Annotated in this window: 21 protein-coding genes; 6 read left to right on the top strand and 15 right to left on the bottom strand. The window is 38.1% G+C overall.

What is annotated here, in order from left to right; translation table 11 throughout:
• Nucleotides 1-2: 2 nt before the first annotated feature.
• The 9 genes from SIB53_RS06925 to SIB53_RS06885 form a co-directional block, all read right to left on the bottom strand.
• Nucleotides 3-257, bottom strand: a complete 255-nt coding sequence (locus SIB53_RS06925; protein ID WP_413677523.1) for a 4a-hydroxytetrahydrobiopterin dehydratase — start codon at nt 255-257, stop codon at nt 3-5.
• Between the two features lie 74 nt (nt 258-331).
• Complete coding sequence (locus tag SIB53_RS06920) at nt 332-880, bottom strand: BMC domain-containing protein (protein ID WP_413677522.1); 549 nt, start codon at nt 878-880, stop codon at nt 332-334.
• Between the two features lie 47 nt (nt 881-927).
• Nucleotides 928-1,179, bottom strand: a complete 252-nt coding sequence (locus SIB53_RS06915) for a carboxysome peptide B (RefSeq protein ID WP_158466232.1) — start codon at nt 1,177-1,179, stop codon at nt 928-930.
• On the bottom strand, nt 1,179-1,454 hold the full coding sequence (locus SIB53_RS06910) for a carboxysome peptide A (protein WP_011294514.1): 276 nt from the start codon (nt 1,452-1,454) through the stop codon (nt 1,179-1,181). The genes SIB53_RS06915 and SIB53_RS06910 overlap by 1 nt, the downstream gene beginning before the upstream one ends.
• Nucleotides 1,455-3,014, bottom strand: coding sequence for a carboxysome shell carbonic anhydrase (locus SIB53_RS06905; protein ID WP_413677521.1), 1,560 nt, complete (start codon nt 3,012-3,014; stop codon nt 1,455-1,457). It abuts the gene before it with no gap.
• 7 nt (nt 3,015-3,021) lie between these two features.
• A complete protein-coding gene (locus SIB53_RS06900) occupies nt 3,022-5,409 on the bottom strand; it encodes a CsoS2 family carboxysome shell protein (RefSeq protein WP_413677520.1) in 2,388 nt (795 codons plus the stop codon).
• A 99-nt stretch (nt 5,410-5,508) separates the two neighbouring features.
• A complete protein-coding gene (locus tag SIB53_RS06895; RefSeq protein WP_036906978.1) occupies nt 5,509-5,850 on the bottom strand; it encodes a ribulose bisphosphate carboxylase small subunit in 342 nt (113 codons plus the stop codon).
• A gap of 100 nt (nt 5,851-5,950) precedes the next feature.
• Nucleotides 5,951-7,363, bottom strand: a complete 1,413-nt coding sequence (locus SIB53_RS06890) for a form I ribulose bisphosphate carboxylase large subunit (RefSeq protein WP_158466229.1) — start codon at nt 7,361-7,363, stop codon at nt 5,951-5,953.
• Between the two features lie 73 nt (nt 7,364-7,436).
• Complete coding sequence (locus SIB53_RS06885; protein WP_011130577.1) at nt 7,437-7,748, bottom strand: BMC domain-containing protein; 312 nt, start codon at nt 7,746-7,748, stop codon at nt 7,437-7,439.
• Between SIB53_RS06885 and SIB53_RS06880 the strand changes: the two genes are divergently transcribed.
• Nucleotides 7,747-7,911, top strand: coding sequence for a hypothetical protein (locus SIB53_RS06880; protein ID WP_413677519.1), 165 nt, complete (start codon nt 7,747-7,749; stop codon nt 7,909-7,911). The genes SIB53_RS06885 and SIB53_RS06880 overlap by 2 nt on opposite strands.
• A 194-nt stretch (nt 7,912-8,105) precedes the next feature.
• On the top strand, nt 8,106-8,693 hold the full coding sequence (locus SIB53_RS06875; RefSeq protein WP_413677518.1) for a non-canonical purine NTP pyrophosphatase: 588 nt from the start codon (nt 8,106-8,108) through the stop codon (nt 8,691-8,693).
• On the opposite strand, the gene SIB53_RS06870 is transcribed toward SIB53_RS06875, so the two are convergent.
• Nucleotides 8,694-9,470, bottom strand: coding sequence for a BMC domain-containing protein (locus SIB53_RS06870; RefSeq protein ID WP_158466226.1), 777 nt, complete (start codon nt 9,468-9,470; stop codon nt 8,694-8,696).
• 101 nt (nt 9,471-9,571) lie between these two features.
• Here SIB53_RS06870 and SIB53_RS06865 point away from each other — a divergent pair, with 101 nt between their 5' ends.
• Nucleotides 9,572-9,937: a hypothetical protein gene (locus SIB53_RS06865; protein WP_413677517.1), complete on the top strand. Its 366-nt coding sequence runs from the start codon at nt 9,572-9,574 to the stop codon at nt 9,935-9,937.
• 11 nt (nt 9,938-9,948) lie between these two features.
• On the opposite strand, the gene SIB53_RS06860 is transcribed toward SIB53_RS06865, so the two are convergent.
• The gene (locus SIB53_RS06860; protein WP_413677516.1) at nt 9,949-11,526 is read right to left on the bottom strand and encodes a ferredoxin:protochlorophyllide reductase (ATP-dependent) subunit B; all 1,578 of its coding nucleotides are present in this window, start codon (nt 11,524-11,526) and stop codon (nt 9,949-9,951) included.
• A 4-nt stretch (nt 11,527-11,530) separates the two neighbouring features.
• Nucleotides 11,531-12,787: a ferredoxin:protochlorophyllide reductase (ATP-dependent) subunit N gene (locus SIB53_RS06855; RefSeq protein ID WP_413677515.1), complete on the bottom strand. Its 1,257-nt coding sequence runs from the start codon at nt 12,785-12,787 to the stop codon at nt 11,531-11,533.
• A gap of 360 nt (nt 12,788-13,147) precedes the next feature.
• On the opposite strand from SIB53_RS06855, the gene bchL reads away from it, so the two are divergent.
• Nucleotides 13,148-14,038 (top strand): ferredoxin:protochlorophyllide reductase (ATP-dependent) iron-sulfur ATP-binding protein, encoded by an 891-nt coding sequence (gene bchL, locus SIB53_RS06850; protein ID WP_413677514.1) that lies wholly within the window; start codon nt 13,148-13,150, stop codon nt 14,036-14,038.
• Between the two features lie 16 nt (nt 14,039-14,054).
• Here bchL and SIB53_RS06845 read toward each other — a convergent pair whose 3' ends face one another.
• Both SIB53_RS06845 and SIB53_RS06840 read right to left on the bottom strand, forming a co-directional pair.
• Nucleotides 14,055-15,068, bottom strand: a complete 1,014-nt coding sequence (locus SIB53_RS06845; RefSeq protein WP_413677513.1) for a protochlorophyllide reductase — start codon at nt 15,066-15,068, stop codon at nt 14,055-14,057.
• A 69-nt stretch (nt 15,069-15,137) separates the two neighbouring features.
• Nucleotides 15,138-15,542, bottom strand: a complete 405-nt coding sequence (locus SIB53_RS06840) for a hypothetical protein (RefSeq protein ID WP_413677512.1) — start codon at nt 15,540-15,542, stop codon at nt 15,138-15,140.
• A 157-nt stretch (nt 15,543-15,699) separates the two neighbouring features.
• Here SIB53_RS06840 and SIB53_RS06835 point away from each other — a divergent pair, with 157 nt between their 5' ends.
• Nucleotides 15,700-16,449, top strand: coding sequence for a lipoate--protein ligase family protein (locus SIB53_RS06835; RefSeq protein WP_413677511.1), 750 nt, complete (start codon nt 15,700-15,702; stop codon nt 16,447-16,449).
• On the opposite strand, the gene SIB53_RS06830 is transcribed toward SIB53_RS06835, so the two are convergent.
• Entirely contained in the window at nt 16,443-17,723 is a 1,281-nt protein-coding gene (locus tag SIB53_RS06830) for a site-2 protease family protein (RefSeq protein WP_413677510.1), read from the bottom strand. The genes SIB53_RS06835 and SIB53_RS06830 overlap by 7 nt on opposite strands.
• A gap of 20 nt (nt 17,724-17,743) precedes the next feature.
• On the opposite strand from SIB53_RS06830, the gene SIB53_RS06825 reads away from it, so the two are divergent.
• A complete protein-coding gene (locus tag SIB53_RS06825) occupies nt 17,744-18,418 on the top strand; it encodes a phosphoribosylanthranilate isomerase (RefSeq protein WP_413677509.1) in 675 nt (224 codons plus the stop codon).
• The last annotated feature ends 14 nt before the right edge of the window (nt 18,419-18,432 follow it).

The raw sequence follows: 18,432 nt of genomic DNA, 5'->3' as shown, positions 1-18,432 counted from the left end.
TTTTACTGTTTATTTAAAAAATCTATTTCACTTGCGAAATCATGATCAACTTTTGATATTTCCTCTTTATCGTTACTTTCTAAAGGCCTAATAGTGATATTTGCATAAGTCTTACCAAAACTTATGTCCGGGAATCGATTGACCTTCTCGCAAAGGTCACCTAGTGCATCAAGAAAATCTCTATTTTTTTCGTAAGATTGAAATTCGAACCTTTTTTCTAGACACTCTGGTCTTTTTTTTTGCCTCCACCCTTCCATGAAAAAAACTTATCTTTTATAAAAACTACTACATCGTGAATTCATTGAATAAATAATTTATAAATCAAAAACTACTATGTTCTCCTTTTAGCACCGCTACCTTTCAAAGCCGGCTCAACTTCAACATGTGGACGGGCAATAATATGGGCAGCAACCAACCCATCCCCAACACGCTCGCAGGCATCAGCACCTGCCCTCACAGAAGCATTTACAGCACCAGTCTCACCACGAACCATTACTGTTACATACCCTCCCCCAACAAGTTCTTTTGCAATAAAATTAACTTCCGCAGCTTTCGTCATTGCATCAGCCGCTTCAATTGCTGGGACCAATCCACGAGTCTCTATCATTCCTAATGCAATACCACAGCTTGAATTACTTTCAAAACCTTTATTTCTCCCAATTGGAGTTTTAGTTGAGCCAGCATCACCAAAGCCATTGGATAGATTTTTAGGGCTAGGAATGGGTTTAGTACTAGATTTTTTTTCAATTGAGGAAGACTTTGTCTTCAAAGAAGTTTTTGATTGAGTGGATAAATTCAAAGGAGTAACATCAACTACTTGATCTTGAGCTTTAATACTCTTATTACTACTTTTTGATTGACGATTTTGTGGAGTAGCCATGGACTTATAATTTTGTAGAATTAAGTTTTTTTGAATAAGCGGTCAAACTAATCATCAGGCGACCAATTATCAATAATTCCACCAATAGTTAAGTCGGTTTGAACATTTGGGTCTGGGCATCCCCATCTCGCCGCAGTACCTGTTGCTGTAAAAACCCAATTCCCTTCTCTAGCACCAACAGGATCAACAGCTACAAGCCTTTTACCTTTGTTATTACATAGTATTCTTAAATGCATATGTCCTAAGCCTTCCACTCTCTGTGTACAAACCAAGCGTCCCATAACTTGCATTATCTCCATTACTTTGCTCCTCCTGAGATCTGTTGTTGTGTCTCTGGATCCCAATGATCAATAATTCCAACGATAGTTAAATCACTTGGATAAGACTTACTTCCCGCAGCTTCGCGAGCGGCAGAACTTCCTACACATATAACCCAATCATCAGGTTTACATCCAACGGCATCAACAGCAACTTTTTTTGAGCTGCCGTCCAATACAACCTGTAAATGCTTATGTTCAAAGCCTGGAATACGATTGGTTGATACAAGTGGTTTGAGAACTTTACAAATGAGCATTTAATGAGCCTCCTGAGTGACTGGATCGAGGGAAGAACCTACAACTTCTGCAGGACCCTTTTTATCTCGATCTCGAATAGTAAGAAATGTGTGAAGTGAACCATCATCTATTAAATCTCGATAACGAGACTTAATAGCTTCGTTAATTCTATGACAATCAGATAATGCTCTATTTCTTGCATGAGGGACACTCCCTGAGTAATCAAAGCGAATGACAATAGGAATTGGTAAACTTCTCGAGATATTGAGACCAGTAAAAATTTTCACTCCTACGTCAAGATCAGGAGCTCCTTGTTCAACAGTCTCTAAATGAGCAAAATAAGTAAGATTCCTTAAATGAACTTCTTTAAAACCAATACCTACACCAATAAATCTCTCAGCATGACCTGCATCTTGGTAGCTACCGGAATGAAAATTCTTTACATAGTCAATTTGAGAAATATTATTTGAAATAAGCTTTGTAATAAAGGTAACCATATTCGGATCAGTTTCTCCAGGGCAAACACTTTTGACATTTTCTTGAATTTTTTCAAGAGCCTCTTCAGCATTTAGAAATTGAGTCTGTTTGTATATTTCATTTGCACAAACCCATGATTTCAAATCAACTTCATTAGTTTTGGAAGGCGTATGAACTCTTATCGCGTCTGTATCTGTGTCAATACCAATTAAAAGCAAATCAACAGATGCGCCACAACAAAAACTATTTTCGACTGCTTCCCTAAAATCTAATAATCGCTGTAAGCCTTCTGATGCCGCCAACTCATCATTACTACCATGAGCAGCACATCCTTGGTGCGTAGGGTCAACAGAACTAAAATGATAGATTACTGATTTTAAATATCTTGTTGGCTCAGTTGCAGAATTCGGAATTGACTCTCTATATCTACTATGTTCAGTTTTGATCCAACGATTAACTGTTTTTTCAATATCGAATAACGCACCAGCATGAGAACGCCTCCTAACAGAACTAAAAGGTATACGTAATGCATAAGAAATAGCATGAGCTAATCGGCCATCAGCACATGGAGTTATATCTAAAAGATGGAAGCCACATTGATAAAGGAAAGATTGAAAAGATTTGGCATATTGACTATCTTCAGATCCCTCTATTGGATCTGAATTAAAAAATTCATTACTAGTCAATTGGTGTGATTGAAAAACACACCATGCAAACAAGGCACTTATATCAACACTTCCAACCCATGCCTTTTCAAGTATGTGTAATGGTAATTCATAACCTAATTCTGAGCGACATAAATTTTGAGCTGTTTCTACAAAATTTAAATCATTTTGAAGACTAGAAACTCTTTTTAAAAGAGGAACAATATTATCAAATCGACCTTTAACCTTTTTTTCATATTGATTTAACTTCTGATTTTCTTGAGAATTGGTTAATGGATGATCAGTGGAGAAAGAGCTAATAGTTTTTATTTCATCAGAGAAAGAATTAGTAGTCTTAATTACTTTAGAATTCAAGCTCTGGTTCTCTAGGTCGACAAATCTCTTCATAGGAGCTGTAGGCCCACGAAGAGATTTCTTGGCCAAATTACGATAGGCCATCGACTATTTAACCTCTTGCTCCACCAGAAAAAGTAACCAGTTGACCATCCCTTGTATTACCACTAGAACCAGTAATTAGAAAATCTGGCTCTGGAACCTCCTGGTTTCTCTTTAATTCAGATGCTTTCATTGCACTCATTGGTCCTGGACGTGAAGGATTTCTACGCTTAGCAGAAGCACCTTCTGTTCCTGTGACATGTTCTCCTCTAGCCCAATCATCGCCAGTTATATTCAATCCTGCAGATTGTCCTTCTCCTGTTATTTGTGAGGTTGGGCGTTGCTTAGCTTCTTCATTAACTATTTCGTCAACTTTATTTCTCTGAGAATTTGATGGTTTTCTATCAAAGCGAAATTGTTCAGTTCCTGTCACTTTATTTGTAGCCATATCAAATGGACCAGTAATTCTTGAGCTGTCTTCGTAGCTCGTACCTGTGACACCTGAATTAATTTCATTTTGAATATGAGCCTGTCTAGCTGGAGATTTCACGCTGAAACTTGTCCATGCAGCTGCTTTCTCAGGTTTTTCTTGATGCGCATAACCTTCAGGAATATCTGAAACGCCACAATTATCTCTTAATTGATCTCCACCTACATAAGGAGTTCCTGTTAGAGGCTCGCAAGCACCTTTATGAGCACCTGTCATCTTTCCACCTATGCCAGGTTGCTGGCCAGTCAATCTTGCAGCAGGAGTACCAAGTTTCCTAGGGGTTCTAGCCTCTATCTCAGATGATGCAGGAGTATCACACCATTGGTTTGCTTGATCTAATCCTGCATAAGGTGTACCTGTAACGGCTTTACAAGTGCCAGGTTCGTCTCCTGTTACGAGTGGTGATCTACCTGTCATAGTTCCACTAACCGATTGAGTTTTATTAGTAATACTCAATCCAACTTTTGCTGGGTCAGGAGCGGGCTTACTTCCACAAAAAGCATCAAATTGCCCAGCACCCACATATTCATCTCCTGTCACGTTCTTGCAGCTACCAGCCTCATTACCAGTAACATTATCTCTTCTAGAGACATCAGTACCAGTTACACTATTCCCGCGAATTGTTGTTAGTGAGCCAACCTTTTCTGCTGGTCTACCTGAAGGGAGTGGATCAGCACCTAAATACTGGTCACCAGTCAGATCTTTGTTTGATCCTGCCTCATTCCCTGTAACCAAAGCGGAGTTACCAGTCATGGTTCCACTTACTTTCTTACCCTCTAAAGTTTGGCTATACCCAATCTTTGAAGGGGAAGGATTAACACCTCCACAGTAGGCATTTGATTGATTAGCCGAAATATATTCAGTACCAGTAAGGTTCTTACAAGTACCAGGCTCATCTCCAGTAACTTTCTCTGATCTGCCGACCTCGTTACCAGTAACTAAATTTCCATGAGTAGTACTTGTAACTCCTACTTTTGCTGGCTGACTTATAGAAGTATTTGAACCACTACAGAAAGAATCAATAACTTCTGAACCCAAATATTGAGTACCTGTTATTGAACGACATGTACTTGCTTCATTTCCTGTGGTTTTAAGGGATCTATTTGCTTGAGTACCAGTAACAAGTTGGCCAGTGGAGGTCTCACTCATTCCCACTTTCCAATGAGCATCAGGTGCACTTGCATTTTGCTTGGCACCATTTTTATTTGGACCACAAGGACGTGTTACTGATGTACGAGTTTTCCCAGTAGCTCCTGTTTTACTTTTTAGCTCTCTAACACGTTGAGCTATTTCTTTAGTGGTCAAATCTGGATTACCTTGCCGAGCTACTGAAGCAGCTGTAGTTGGTTGCTTCCCCGCAGATTTACCATGTTTTGATAATGCTTCTCTTCGAGCAAGCACAAAAGCTCTACTTGAATTCGTAATTGCTTTTCTTTTAGCAGTTGAGCGGTGATCAATCTTTCTTTTATTTAATGTCAAACTAATTTCAGGCTTTGAAATTGTATTACTAGTCTCCTCTAAAGCTTTTTGCTCACATTCTGGACAACAATGTTCAGCCTTTTTTGCGTCATATGAAGGAGCATTTTGAACCTTTTTTCTCTCAACGTCAACACGAGTTATATCATTAGTGTGATCAGCAGATTTACCTCTACGAGATAATGCCTCTCGTCTAGCAATAACAAGTTGGCGACTAGAATTAGCTACTGAACTTTTATACGACCTTGCACCTCTTGGACTTCCCGAAGCACCTGATTGATAACTACTAGTACTTAACTGAGAAGAAGAATTATTTGAATTAGCCAAAGTTTTTTGAGGCTTAACAAAAGCCGCATCAGTTCTAGTGGCCCTCGCATCACTTGAGGAACGAACTCTATTAGGTGTTGAGCCTTTAATAGAGGCATTTTTACCACCTTGACTCAATGCCTGTCGGCGATCAAGAACTAATTGTCTACTTGTTTGTTTTGCCATATCAATCCAATGGAGAGATCGTAAAAAATAATTTTTAATTCTCTAAGGAATTATTAGCCCCGAAAGCTTTTCAGGGCTAAATTTATCAAAGCCTAAAATCTAGCGGCCTTGGAAAACCACAAAGCAAGTACCTTGACTTTGAGTGTATGCGTCATATCCAACGATACGGACATGGTGGTCAGGATATGCTCTATGACAAGCTTCTAACTCACTTACTACAAGATTCAAATCCTTTTCACCGAAGAAAGGTAATTTCCAATAAGACCAATAGGTCTGCATTGAACCACTTGGATGAACATGCTCAATAACTGGGCTCCAACCCTGAGCAATGATATAAGCGATTTGATCGTAAATTTCGTCCTGGGTCATCGGCGGTAAGAAGCCGAATGTTTCCAGGGTGGCGACTGTCTGATAGTCACCTACTGTGCTCTGGAAAGGCATGGTGAACTTAGGTTAGTGAATGAATGAAAGTCGACTGAGTTATCGACTAGTGAATTTAAGAAAGTTAGAGGTAACTTTTAAATGTCACCTCTATTTCTTTTTACTGAACGTCGAGTTTATCGACTGTATCGAATTCGAACTTAATCTCCTTCCATGTCTCAAGAGCAATTGCAAGCTCAGGGCTATGCTTTGCAGCTTCAAGAAGGATATCGCGACTTTCTTTTTCGATTTCTCTACCTGCATTACGTGCTTTAACACATGCTTCTAGAGCTACACGGTTCGCAGCCGCACCAGCAGCTGATCCCCATGGGTGACCATGAGTACCACCACCAAACTGGAGACATGAATCATCTCCAAAGATTGCGAGCAATGCTGGCATATGCCAAACATGAATACCACCAGATGCCACAGCAAATACACCAGGCATAGAACCCCAATCTTGATCAAAGAAGTTACCTCGAGTACGGTCTTCAGGGACAAAGGATTCACGAAGGTTATCGATGTAGCCAAGAGTTGTTTGACGATCTCCTTCTAGTTTTCCAACAACTGTTCCTGTATGAAGTTGATCTCCGCCTGATAGGCGTAAACACTTCGCAAGAACTCTGAAGTGAATACCATGCTGAGGATGACGGTCAATAACCGCATGCATAGCACGGTGGATATGAAGAAGCATGCCATTCTTACGACACCAGTTAGCAAGACCTGTATTAGCTGTAAAACCACCAGTAATGTAGTCATGCATAATGATGGGCATATCGAGTTCTTTAGCGAACTCAGCACGCTCATACATTTCCTCAGGTGTAGTCGCTGTACAGTTAAGGTAATGACCTTTAACTTCACCAGTTTCCTGTTGGGCTAGCTTTACTGCTTCAGCTACGAATTCAAAACGCTCTCTCCAACGCTGGAATGGCTGAGAATTAATATTCTCATCATCTTTAGTTAGATCAAGACCGCCTCTTAGACATTCGTATACAACTCGACCATAGTTTTTACCTGAGAGACCTAATTTCGGCTTAATCGTACAACCAAGTAATGGACGACCGTACTTATTAAGACGATCACGTTCAACTACGATTCCGCTAGGAGGTCCACCACAAGTTTTGATAAATGCCATTGGGAAGCGGATATCTTCAAGACGAAGATGCCGCAGTGCTTTAAAACCAAAGACGTTTCCAACAAGTGATGTCAAAACGTTAGTTATAGATCCTTCTTCGAAAAGATCTAATGGATAGGCAATAAATGCATAGAAGGCATCCTTGTCTCCAGGGACATCTTCGATTCGGTAACAGCGGCCTTTGTAGAACTCAAGATCTACTAATAATTCAGACCAAACTGTTGACCATGTACCTGTGGATGATTCAGCCGCAACAGCTGCTGCAACCTCTTCCTTTGGTACACCTTCCTGACCTGTGCATTTAAAACATGCAAGTAGGTCAGTATCTAGGGGGACGTAATCAGGAGTGAAGTAAGTATCTCTATACTCCTTAACTCCAGCATCATACTTTTTAGCCATTGATAGCTCCTGTTAATTAGTTTAGAAGGTTGAAAATTTGAAAAGTCCTCTCCTCTTAGGACTTAGTCAAAAATTAGTCCTTCTGACCCAAGAAGTTACCGTTACCCAAAGCTGGCTCAACTTCACGATGAGGACGAGCAATGATGTGAGCTGCAACGAGTCCGTCACCTACACGCTCACAAGCGTCTGCGCCTGCACGAACTGCAGCGTTTACAGCACCAGTTTCACCACGAACTAAAACTGTTACGTAACCACCACCAACAAACTCACGACCAATCAAGCGCACTTCTGCTGCCTTGGTCATCGCATCAGCAGCTTCAATAGCTGGTACTAATCCGCGTGTCTCGATCATGCCGAGAGCAATACCCATTGTTTCGCTAGCCATGTCCTATTTCAGTAAAGGGATGGAATGTTCAGGAGGGACAATGGCTCGTCAAAGAGCAATTAGTCAAGGGGATTTTCTAATAGCGCTGATTACAGTTTCTAGTTCTACATATAAGCTGAGCTTATCACCCTTGCTACGACAGTTGAGTAACGCTGTTCGATGAATAGTTAGGACATACTCATATTGCATTGCGTAAACATGCTCATGTAGTTATTTTTACCCACGAGACAGCTTCCTGGCTTTGTCAGGGTTGGAATGTTCACCCAAAAACTGTCTCAAAATCATCTAAAAAATTCAACGACTATTGTTTTTAACTTCTTCCTGTAAGACTATATATATCTAGTTAAATAATTCAATTTGAAAAAGCCGCTAATAACAATAGCTAGTGGTAATCCCAAGAAGGTTGCCGAGATAGAGGCAATGCTTGGGCCGCTCCCAATTGAAGTTAAAAAACAACCCAGCTCTTTGGATGTTGAAGAAACCGGAAAAACATACCTGGACAATGCAATTTTGAAAGCAAAAGCAGCGGCAGCACTAACTAACAGTTGGACTATTGCAGATGATTCTGGACTTGAAATTGATTCTCTTGGGAATGCTCCCGGTATCTTTTCTGCGCGACTTGCAGAAACAAATGAAAGAAAAATAGAGAAGATTCTTTCGGCTCTTGGCGACAGTCCTTACAGAAGTGCAAAAGTATGTAGCGTAATGGTGCTCTGCACAAACAATGGAGAGATTATCAAAAGCACAATAGGTATTTGCTGGGGTGAAATTTTAAAAAAGCCTGCGTATCCAAATGGTGAATTTGAATCATTATTTTGGGTTCGTGAAACTAATTGCACTTATGGAGAATTAAATAATGCACAATTATCAAAACATGGGAGTAGAGGTAAAGCAGCTAGAGAATTAGCTCCTTACCTTTTGAAAGCTATTGGAATTAAAAAATAATTAATTTCTATTTATATAATCAATAGCTCTCATTGCTGCCGCCGCTGCCTCCTCAACATCGCCTTCTTTTCCCGCTAAAGTCAGTCTTCCAAAAGCACCAACTCCTTTTACATCAACGATTGTGATATTTGATGCCTTCTCTGCCTCGTTCGCAGCCATCAAAACATATCCCGCTGGTTCAGTTTCTAGGATGAACATACTCATGCCAGATTGAATCATTGAGCCACGTCTATTTTGTCGATTGATCAAAACAGCATGGTCAGGAGTAATAGAGCGAATAACTTCAGTCCAAGTAACTTGAGGATTAGTTCTCCTATCAATTGTGCTTCCTATGGCATCTAAAACGACATCGCCTGAATGAAGGACTGTGCTTTGATCTCGGTGATAAAGAGCCAGAGATCCAAATGCTCTTTCTACGATCATTTGACCTAATCGAACGTTACTGGCTTTTAGTGCGATATCTGTAACCCTGTGCACAGCCATTCCAGGAGAAACCTCCATCCAAAGACAAGCATCACCAGGTATGGGTAAAAATCCTGAACTTGCAGTTCCCATATAAGCCGCAAGTTGAGGTTGCAAAGAATCTAGAAATACATATGTTCTTAATTCAATTTGTTTTACATGACTTGCTTGACGAGCAACTAACGATTTTTCCGAATCAGTTGTTATTACTCGCTTTGGATCGTCAGCAAGATATTCATTTACTTCTGCACCAGTAACTCTCTGGCTACCACCTAGTCGCCTTTCATTATTTTCAAATGTGGCGAATCTTGTCATGGGCGGGATATTACCTCAAAGATTGCCTTTTTAGCTAGCAATTTAGACTTGCATGCTCAATTTAAGCCGATAAATTCAATATATATAGATCTGATTGAAGAATGTCTGCACCTCAGCCAACGGATTCCAAAAACAATAACTCAAATGCTGAAATCAATCCGGAGCAAGCGCTTGGTTTAGTCTCATTAGGTCTTATGCAAAAATTGTCTGATAAAGGTATTGCTAACTTGAATTGGTTAAAAGAAGACGAAAAATGTGATACATATGAGCTGCGTCAAAGACTTGAACTAACTGCTTTAGCTATTGAAACTGGAGCTCCACTTAGCACCACAGAAGTATCAAAACTTTTAGGCGTAAGGCCAGGTTCTTCAAAAGTTGAGAGAGGTGGTCTCATTGCTAAAAAGATATCAAGAAATGTTTGGAGATTAATCAAATCAAGCCAAGAAACTTCTCATTGGCGTAATTAGAGGGTTCAAATTTAGGCTTTATAATGAGCCTTAGCGTCAAAAAGAGTTTCTTCGTTGATTTCTCTACATCCAGCTTGTCGTGCATAATTTTCTGTATTTCTTCTTACTTTACCTCTAACGAAAAACGGGATTTTTGAAAGTTCTTTTTCGCCTTCATGTGTCCATATAGGATCCGAATTTGAAGTGGTTGAGTCACTTGAAATTTTTGTTTTAACTTCTTGATTAACATTTTGATTTCCTTTTCCACCTAAATGGCCTAGATGACTTTGATGACCGTCAACAAATTCAAAGTCATGCTTAAACATTCCAATTAAATGTTCCTCAAGTCCCATCATTAGAGGATGGACCCAGTCGTCAAAAATGACATTTGCCCCCTCCCATCCCATTTGAGGACTATACCTAGCAGGTACATCCTGAACATGCATTGGTGTACTGATTACTGCACATGGGATGCCAAGTCTTTTTGCACTATGTCGCTCCATTTGTGTACCAAGAACTAATTCTGGAGACGTTTCTTTTATCGCTTCTTCTACTTCTAAATAGTCATTTGTTATTAATGCCTCTAATCCAAGTGCCTTGGCTGCTGGACGAACTTTTCTAGCCATTTCACGGCTATAAGTTCCTAGACCAACAACTTTAAAACCAAGCTCCTCGTTAGCAATTCTTGCTGCAGCAAGAGCATGTGTTCCGTCTCCAAAAATAAAGACTCTTTTCCCTGTTAAATAATTCGAATCTACTGAATTCGAATACCACGTTAATTTCGAATTATTAGATTCGTTTACTGATTGTGGTATTTCCATCCCTAAAATCTCGTGTAATTCTCTAAGAAAATCCTGAGTAGCCCCAACGCCAAGAGGAACTGTTTTAGTAAAAGGAATATTTAAATTTCTTTCAAGCCAAATACAAGTTGATTCCGCTATCTCTGGATATAGGCAAACATTCACATCTGCATCTGGTATTCGAATTATGTCTGCAGGTGACGCTCCCAAAGGAGCCACAACATTAACGTCTATACCGTGCTGACCAAGAAGTTTTTGTATTTCCAAAATATCATCACGACATCTAAAGCCAAGCAAAGTTGGACCAAGAAGATTTACTCTCGGTCTTCTTTTTTCTTCCTGCCAAGTTTGTTTTGATTCTCCAAAGTAGTCTTTGAGTAAATTTCTTACTATTTGATAAAAAGTCTCAGAGCCACCCCAGTTTTCCTTTTTGCTATAGGCAGGTAACTCTAGGCTGACAACTGGGATGTCAAACCCCATACCTTTAGCAAGTGAGCCAGGCTGATCTTGAATTAATTCAGCTGTACAGCTTTCGCCAACTAAAAGAGCCTCTGGGTTAAACCTCTCAACAGCTTCTTTTATATGTCCTTTTACAAGTTCAGCGGTATCACCTCCTAAATCTCTAGCTTGAAAAGTTGTATAAGTTACAGGTGGTCTACTACCACGACGTTCAATCATTGTGAAAAGAAGGTCAGCATATGTATCTCCTTGAGGAGCGTGTAGAACATAATGTAATTTTTTCATCGACGTAGCAATCCTCATTGCACCAATATGAGGGGGGCCTTCGTATGTCCAGAGAGTTAATTCCATGAAATTAATTTGATATAGGAGTTTTAGGATTTAAAATGTCATGCCTGCGAAGTGGCCTCGAGAATAATTCTGCCAAATCTGAAGCTTGGTCAATCCCGTGAATTGGGCTGAAAACCATTTCAATTGACCATTTGGTTGATATCCCCTCTGCTTCAAGTGGATTAGCAAGCCCCATTCCACAAACGACCAGATCTGGCGAACTATCTCTTACTCTGTCTAATTGCCTCTCTACATGCTGTCCCTCAACGATACGACAATCAGGAGGTAGTAAATCTATTTCTGCTTTCATTAAATCTCTATTTAAGTAAGGCGTTCCTATTTCAACAATCTCCATGCCACACTCGTTACTAAGAAATCTAGCGAGAGGTATTTCTAATTGAGATTCGGGCAAAAGAAACAATTTCTTACCAGAAAGTTTCTCTACATGAGGAGTCAAGGCTTGCTTTGCCCTTAATATCAATGGATTTAATATTGAATCAACTAGAGATTTTTCTATTCCAAATGAATTTGCAGCGGCCTGAATCCACAATGTACTTCCAGTGACACCCAATGGAAAGGGAGCCTCAATTATTTCAGCGCCTTTATTTTTCAGCTCTCTTGCCGTATCAGTTAAGTATGGCTGAGTAAGAAGGACTTTAGTGCCTGGGCCAATGGAAGGTAATTCAGTGGACTGCCTGGGTGGAAAACTTTCTACATTGTCTATTCCAAGTCGATTAAAAATACTTGTTAATCGATCCTCTACAGCATTTGCCAGAGTACCCACTAAAAGTAATTTTTTCTGATCGCTCTTCGGCATCAATGGGATCAATGCCTTTAAAGCACCATCTTCACCTTGAGTGAAAGTTGTTTCAATTCCACTACCCGAATAGTTCAGTACTGTTACTTGACCTTTAAGTTCAATATTCAGGTTTTCAGCAACTCGTGAAAGATCTATTTTTATTACTTCGCTTGGGCATGAACCAACCAGAAAAAGAGTTTTAATTTCTGGACGTCTTGCTAAAAGATTTTTAACTACTCTGTTTAACTCGTCGTGAGCATCAGCTAATCCTGCTAAATCTCTTTCTTCCAAAATAGCTGTTCCAAAGCGCGGCTCAGCAAAAATCATCACACCAGCTGCACTTTGAATCAAATGGGCACAGGTTCTAGAACCCACAACAAGAAAGAAAGCATCCGGCATTCTCCTGTGGAGCCAAACTATAGATGTCAGGCCACAAAAAACCTCTCTTGGACCAGATTCCTTAAGGAGCGTTGCACCGCTCATAGAAATAAATTTAATACATGTATATATTCAAATTGCATCCAAAAAGGGTAAACCGTCAACAAACACTTAATCTCTTTGGGATTTAGTTACTTTTTAGTTACTTTAATGTCTGCTTACGATGACTTGGATTTGTTGCCAGCAATTAACACTTAGTGGTCGTAAAGGGTTAAAAGGTTAATTTATTACTATTAGAACGATCCGCCGTCATGAGTAGAAATGCGCATTGCCAACACGTAGGCTCCCGTATGTCTCCAATTAAAGATATATTTTAAATGTTAAATGTATCGAATTCTCTAAACATTTCCTAAAGAGATATTTGCCTGCAAGAATACTAATAAGGACTTTCGAAAGAAAAAATTAATGACTTCGACTTTGACACGTAAGGAGGACGGCGAAGGTAGTGTTCAGGTAAAACAAGACCCAACAGCTCAAATCCAAGAAGGAGCTCTTGTTATTGCTGTTTATGGTAAAGGAGGTATTGGCAAATCAACTACTTCTTCAAATTTGTCAGCTGCATTTTCAAAACTTGGAAAGAAAGTTCTTCAAATAGGTTGCGATCCAAAGCATGACAGCACTTTCACTCTTACTCACAAGATGGTTCCTACCGTCATAGATATCCTTGAGGAAGTCGATTTTCATAGTGAGGAACTTAGACCTGAAGACTTTATGTTTAAAGGTTTCAATGGTGTCATGTGCGTTGAGAGTGGTGGGCCTCCAGCAGGGACAGGATGTGGTGGCTATGTCACTGGTCAAACAGTCAAACTTTTAAAGGAGCACCATCTTTTAGAAGATACTGATGTGGTTATATTTGATGTTCTTGGTGACGTTGTATGCGGTGGTTTCGCTGCTCCATTACAACATGCAAATTATTGTCTAATTGTAACTGCAAATGATTTTGATTCTATTTTTGCAATGAATCGCATCGTCGCAGCAATAAATGCCAAAGCAAAAAATTACAAAGTTCGTTTGGGAGGTGTAATAGCTAACCGTTCTGCTGAATTAGATCAGATAGAGAAATTCAATGAAAAAACAGGTCTTAAGACCATGGCTCATTTCCGTAACGTAGATGCAATACGCAGATCAAGACTTAAAAAGTGCACAATTTTCGAGATGGATTCAGAAGAAGAAGGCGTAGTAGAAGTACAAAATGAATATCTTTCGTTAGCCCAAAAAATGATAGATAACGTGGAACCATTAGAGGCAGAACCTTTAAAAGACCGTGAAATTTTTGATTTACTTGGATTTGACTAAATCACTAGTTGAAGGGTTATTTCAGACCAACTAATCTCATAGATAATTCCCAAACTTTTCTAGAAGTCACGGGATCAGTCACTCGATCGGACAATTCTTGTGAAAATTGTTGTCTATCCTTGCGTTGTCTATTCCCCCAGCTCCAATGAACACCTGAAATAGCAAATTGAGGGTCTGAAACGACTTGGGCTACTCTGTCACCAGCAAGTGCTTCACTGACAAAGCCTCCAGTTATTAATTTCTGAAACCATGGGAACAACCACTGAAACAGTTTAGGAGTATTTCTAAATAATCTGGTATTAGCTACACATCCAGGATATAGAGAGCTAAAAAGAATTGGAGAAGAATTAAATCGCCTATGCAATTCTTGGGTTGTAATCATATTGCAGAGCTTACTATCTTTATAGGCTTTGCCCGGTTTAAAACGTTTACCACTAGCCATTGAAATGGGGTCTCGAAAACCTTCTTCAAAACCAGACAAATTCCCTAGGTCAGCAGGAGCAGGTATTGGTATTTTCCCTCCGAGTTCTTTATTATTGGCAGTTACAGTTCCTAATATAACTACTCTAGATGATTCCACCCCCCAAGATCTTCCCTTCCAAACTGGTCTTGTAGATTTACTAAGATTTTCTAAAAGCAACTGAATTAATAAAAAATGTCCAAAATGATTTGTTGCCATTGATATTTCATATCCCTGTGGAGATCTCAAAGGTTTTTTTAAACGGGGAAGATATACAGCAGCATTGCAAACCAAAGCATCCAATGGCTTTTCCAAATCCTCTAGTAGACTTTTAGCCCCATTGCGGACGCTATCCAAGTCGCCAAGATCAATTTGTATGTGTTTAAGTTGCCTTGGACTATTAGTTGGTAATCCAACTGCTGATGCAGAAGATTCAGCTCTCACAGAACATCTATTTGCCGTAATAACTCTCCAACCCCTCTCTACTAAAGACTTTGTTGCATATAAGCCAACGCCTGATGTTGTTCCAGTAATTAAGACAGTTCCTGGTGCCGCTTGTACTAGAGCCATATTCTTTAGTAAAAACTATTTTAAATCAATTTTCAAACACAAATCTAAACCTAATAGAAGCAAATATTATCATCGCCAGATAACTCTGACACTATTTGGAGTAATCCACTGATCTTGCTCCTTAAAAAAACTTTGTTCTCCACCATTAGTAAACATTTCATCAAAACGTAGTCTTAATTTGTGAAGTTTTTTTGATTCTTTTTCTAATAAATATGACAACTCTAGGTTTCTATTAACACGTTGATGGGAAGCAAATCCTAAGTTAACAAGGCTAGTTACAAATACTATAAATAATCCAAACTTCAAAATTAATCCCACATAGCTATATAAAAGCTCTCGCCTAACTTGTTCTTTCTGAAATTCAGAAACTTGCGTAAAAGCATCTATTTTTTTATTTACAGAAGGAATGCTCTTTCTAATTCTTTTTGAATGCTTCCTTCTGAGTGGCTCTTCAATTCGTTCAGGTTGTCCCAAATTAAATGAAAATGTATCGATTTTTATTCATGGTAACTTAATTAATAATGGAATCAATTCTTGGCCTTCTTCCAATGCATTTATAAATTCTAAAAAAAATAAATAAAGGAGAATATCAAAAAACTATCGTTTCTACGTGGAATAGCTAAAAATTAAAATGAACAATCTAGAGAAAGTCCATTATTTAAATCCTCTTGAATTAAGTGGTCCAGAGCAAATGGCAATTGATCTCTTCCTATTAGAGAAGTCATTTAATGACAACAACTTTAATATGGCAATACGTTTTTATACGTGGGATGGAGACTGGTTATCGATTGGAAAAAATCAAAAAGAGCTGCCCAAAAAATGGATTGAACTTTTAAAAAATGAACAGTTAAAAATTGTAAGAAGACCTAGTGGAGGGAAAGCTGTTCTTCATAGCAGAGGCCTAACTTACGCTCTTATATGGAAATATCCACCTAGGAATAAAAAAGAATCATATTTAAAGACAACTCAATGGCTAAAAGACGGTTTTAAGAAAGCTGGAGTGGATCTATTTTTGGGAATTCAACCTGCGAATGTATCTAATAGTAATTGTTTTTCAACTTCAACATTAGCTGACTTAGTTGATAAAGATAGAAACAAGCATATTGGAAGTGCTCAGTACTGGAGAAAGGGACACTTACTTCAGCATGGAGAGATCTTAATGGAACCGTCAAAAAAATTATGGAAAAAAGTTTTTAATTCAGATCCACCAAAGATAAAAAATAAATTCAAAGAAAAAGATAAAGTTATAAATTTTCTAAAAGAATCGTTAGGTGAACTATGGCCCAATCTACAGTTATCTCATTATAAATTAGACAAAAAAGATAAAGAGGTAATAAAACATTTGGCTATTAATAAATTTAAAAATATAAATCATTATTGATCCTCTTCTAAATCACCAGAACCCATAGATTGTACAATATTATATAGATTTAATCCTAGAGGATAAATATTCTCCTTCCTTGCAATTTTGATTAATTGATCTGGAAGATTTAATCCTATTTTATTAAGTACTGCTTTCCCTATATCTACTCTATCTAAAGTTCCTATAGGAAGGCCAGAAACCGAAAGAACGAGTAGTCTTCCATCATTTATTCTTTCTATTTTTAGTATTGCTTTCCATAATGGTTCTTTTTCACTAATTGATGGCAATTTATTAATTGGGAATGAAAACTCATAAAGAAACTTTTTATCCCAGTTTTGTACAGAAATATTCTGCAAGATTTTTTCATTAACATAACCAACCCATCTCCCCTCTCTGCATAAAAGGATCCATTCTTCATTAAAGACATTCTCTTTATTAATTATATTATATTTAGATAACACTTTCACAGGTAAATCATCCTCTAGGACCCTGTATGAACGACTACATACCTGATTTACATTTAATTCAGACAATATCTTTTGTATTTTAATAATTTGGCTCTGTGATTTAGATGAAGAAAAAATAAATAAACCGATAATAGAAAAGCAAATTGCGATATATAAGTCACCTCTAATTAAATTTAAAATGCCAATAAAAATAGCAAGAAAAGAAATTAATCTTGCAGATGCTATAGCCACCTTAAGCCCTGCTCTTTTACTACCTGTAAAGTGCCAAATTATAGATTTTAATATTACGCCTCCATCAAGAGGAATTATCGGTAACAAATTAAAGGCCCCTATCACAAGATTGAGACTACCAACCTCCTTAAATAAATTAGAGAGCATAAAATTTGATACTAATAAATTATTACTTAAAAAAATCATTAAAAAAGCCAATAAAAGACTTACAACAGGACCTGAAATTGCAATTTTTAAACTTCCTTTGGAAGTAGGACATTCCCTTTCAAGATTTGCCATGCCTCCAAGAAAAAAAAGTGTTATGTCTCTAACTTTTAGACCTTCTCCAATTGCTACAAAAGAATGAGCCAATTCATGCAATAAAACAGATAAAAACAAAAGAGAAGAGGTAACAGCACCAATGACCCATCCATTCCACATAGATCCTTGACCATCCAAAATGGTCTCGAACTGATCTTTCGCTGACAAAGTAAAATATAAGAAGACCAAAAACCAACTTGGATGGATCCTCAAAGGGATGCCTCTGATTTTCATAACTTCCCAACTACCCAAACTTAAATTCCTCCAAGCTATAAAAAAATCTATTTCAATCAATCCTAATAAAAGTTCAGGTAATGATCAGAAAATCTACTTCTAAAAAATCAACAGCAATAAAAATTTGTGGACTAACAAAGACTTCACAAGCACGATCCATAGCGGAATTCCAAATTAATGCTATTGGAGTTATTGGCATTAAGAATTCACCTCGTTTTGTACCAGAAGAAGAATGTATAAAAATATTTAATGAAATAGACAAAGTTTCTTCAAGTATTGAGAAAGTATTAGTAATCGCAAATGAAAAATTAGAGGACGTCAAATGTATACATAAAAGATTAACCCCACCATCAGTAATCCAATTACATGGAAATGAATCAGTTGATTATTGTCGTAAATTAAAGAATGAGTTTCCAACAATTAAATTATGGAAAGCCTTCAGGTTAAAATCTTCTAATGATTTAGAAAATATAAGTCAATACGAGAAGAATATTGATGCTATTCTATTAGATGCTTGGGATGACAAGTCACTTGGAGGCACTGGGAATAGAGTCCCAATAGAATTACTAATTAATAAAACTTTTAAAGCTCCTTGGATCTTAGCGGGTGGAATATCTGCTGAAATAATTCCTGAAATTTTTTCTAAACTTAGACCTGACGGGATTGATGCCTCTAGTCGACTAGAGATATCTCCAGGTATTAAAGACATTAAAAAAATTGAATCTCTTGTTCGCGAAATTAGAGAACAAAATTAATCATTTAGGTTAAT

The sequence above is a fragment of the Prochlorococcus sp. MIT 0916 genome, assembly GCF_047305155.1.
Classification (GTDB): Bacteria; Cyanobacteriota; Cyanobacteriia; order PCC-6307; family Cyanobiaceae; genus Prochlorococcus_B.
The sequence above is the reverse complement of the archived record's forward strand: the minus strand, read 5'-3'. Positions and strand labels throughout refer to the sequence as shown.

Bases quoted from the DNA above. Each gene is read 5' to 3' on its own strand.
- SIB53_RS06925 (WP_413677523.1), bottom strand. From the start codon at position 257: ATGGAAGGGTGGAGGCAAAAAAAAAGACCAGAGTGTCTAGAAAAAAGG.
- SIB53_RS06920 (WP_413677522.1), bottom strand. From the start codon at position 880: ATGGCTACTCCACAAAATCGTCAATCAAAAAGTAGTAATAAGAGTATT.
- SIB53_RS06915 (WP_158466232.1), bottom strand. From the start codon at position 1,179: ATGGAGATAATGCAAGTTATGGGACGCTTGGTTTGTACACAGAGAGTG.
- SIB53_RS06910 (WP_011294514.1), bottom strand. From the start codon at position 1,454: ATGCTCATTTGTAAAGTTCTCAAACCACTTGTATCAACCAATCGTATT.
- SIB53_RS06905 (WP_413677521.1), bottom strand. From the start codon at position 3,014: ATGGCCTATCGTAATTTGGCCAAGAAATCTCTTCGTGGGCCTACAGCT.
- SIB53_RS06900 (WP_413677520.1), bottom strand. From the start codon at position 5,409: ATGGCAAAACAAACAAGTAGACAATTAGTTCTTGATCGCCGACAGGCA.
- SIB53_RS06895 (WP_036906978.1), bottom strand. From the start codon at position 5,850: ATGCCTTTCCAGAGCACAGTAGGTGACTATCAGACAGTCGCCACCCTG.
- SIB53_RS06890 (WP_158466229.1), bottom strand. From the start codon at position 7,363: ATGGCTAAAAAGTATGATGCTGGAGTTAAGGAGTATAGAGATACTTAC.
- SIB53_RS06880 (WP_413677519.1), top strand. From the start codon at position 7,747: ATGTCCTATTTCAGTAAAGGGATGGAATGTTCAGGAGGGACAATGGCT.
- SIB53_RS06885 (WP_011130577.1), bottom strand. From the start codon at position 7,748: ATGGCTAGCGAAACAATGGGTATTGCTCTCGGCATGATCGAGACACGC.
- SIB53_RS06870 (WP_158466226.1), bottom strand. From the start codon at position 9,470: ATGACAAGATTCGCCACATTTGAAAATAATGAAAGGCGACTAGGTGGT.
- SIB53_RS06865 (WP_413677517.1), top strand. From the start codon at position 9,572: ATGTCTGCACCTCAGCCAACGGATTCCAAAAACAATAACTCAAATGCT.
- SIB53_RS06860 (WP_413677516.1), bottom strand. From the start codon at position 11,526: ATGGAATTAACTCTCTGGACATACGAAGGCCCCCCTCATATTGGTGCA.
- SIB53_RS06855 (WP_413677515.1), bottom strand. From the start codon at position 12,787: ATGAGCGGTGCAACGCTCCTTAAGGAATCTGGTCCAAGAGAGGTTTTT.
- bchL (WP_413677514.1), top strand. From the start codon at position 13,148: ATGACTTCGACTTTGACACGTAAGGAGGACGGCGAAGGTAGTGTTCAG.
- SIB53_RS06845 (WP_413677513.1), bottom strand. From the start codon at position 15,068: ATGGCTCTAGTACAAGCGGCACCAGGAACTGTCTTAATTACTGGAACA.
- SIB53_RS06835 (WP_413677511.1), top strand. From the start codon at position 15,700: ATGAACAATCTAGAGAAAGTCCATTATTTAAATCCTCTTGAATTAAGT.
- SIB53_RS06825 (WP_413677509.1), top strand. From the start codon at position 17,744: ATGATCAGAAAATCTACTTCTAAAAAATCAACAGCAATAAAAATTTGT.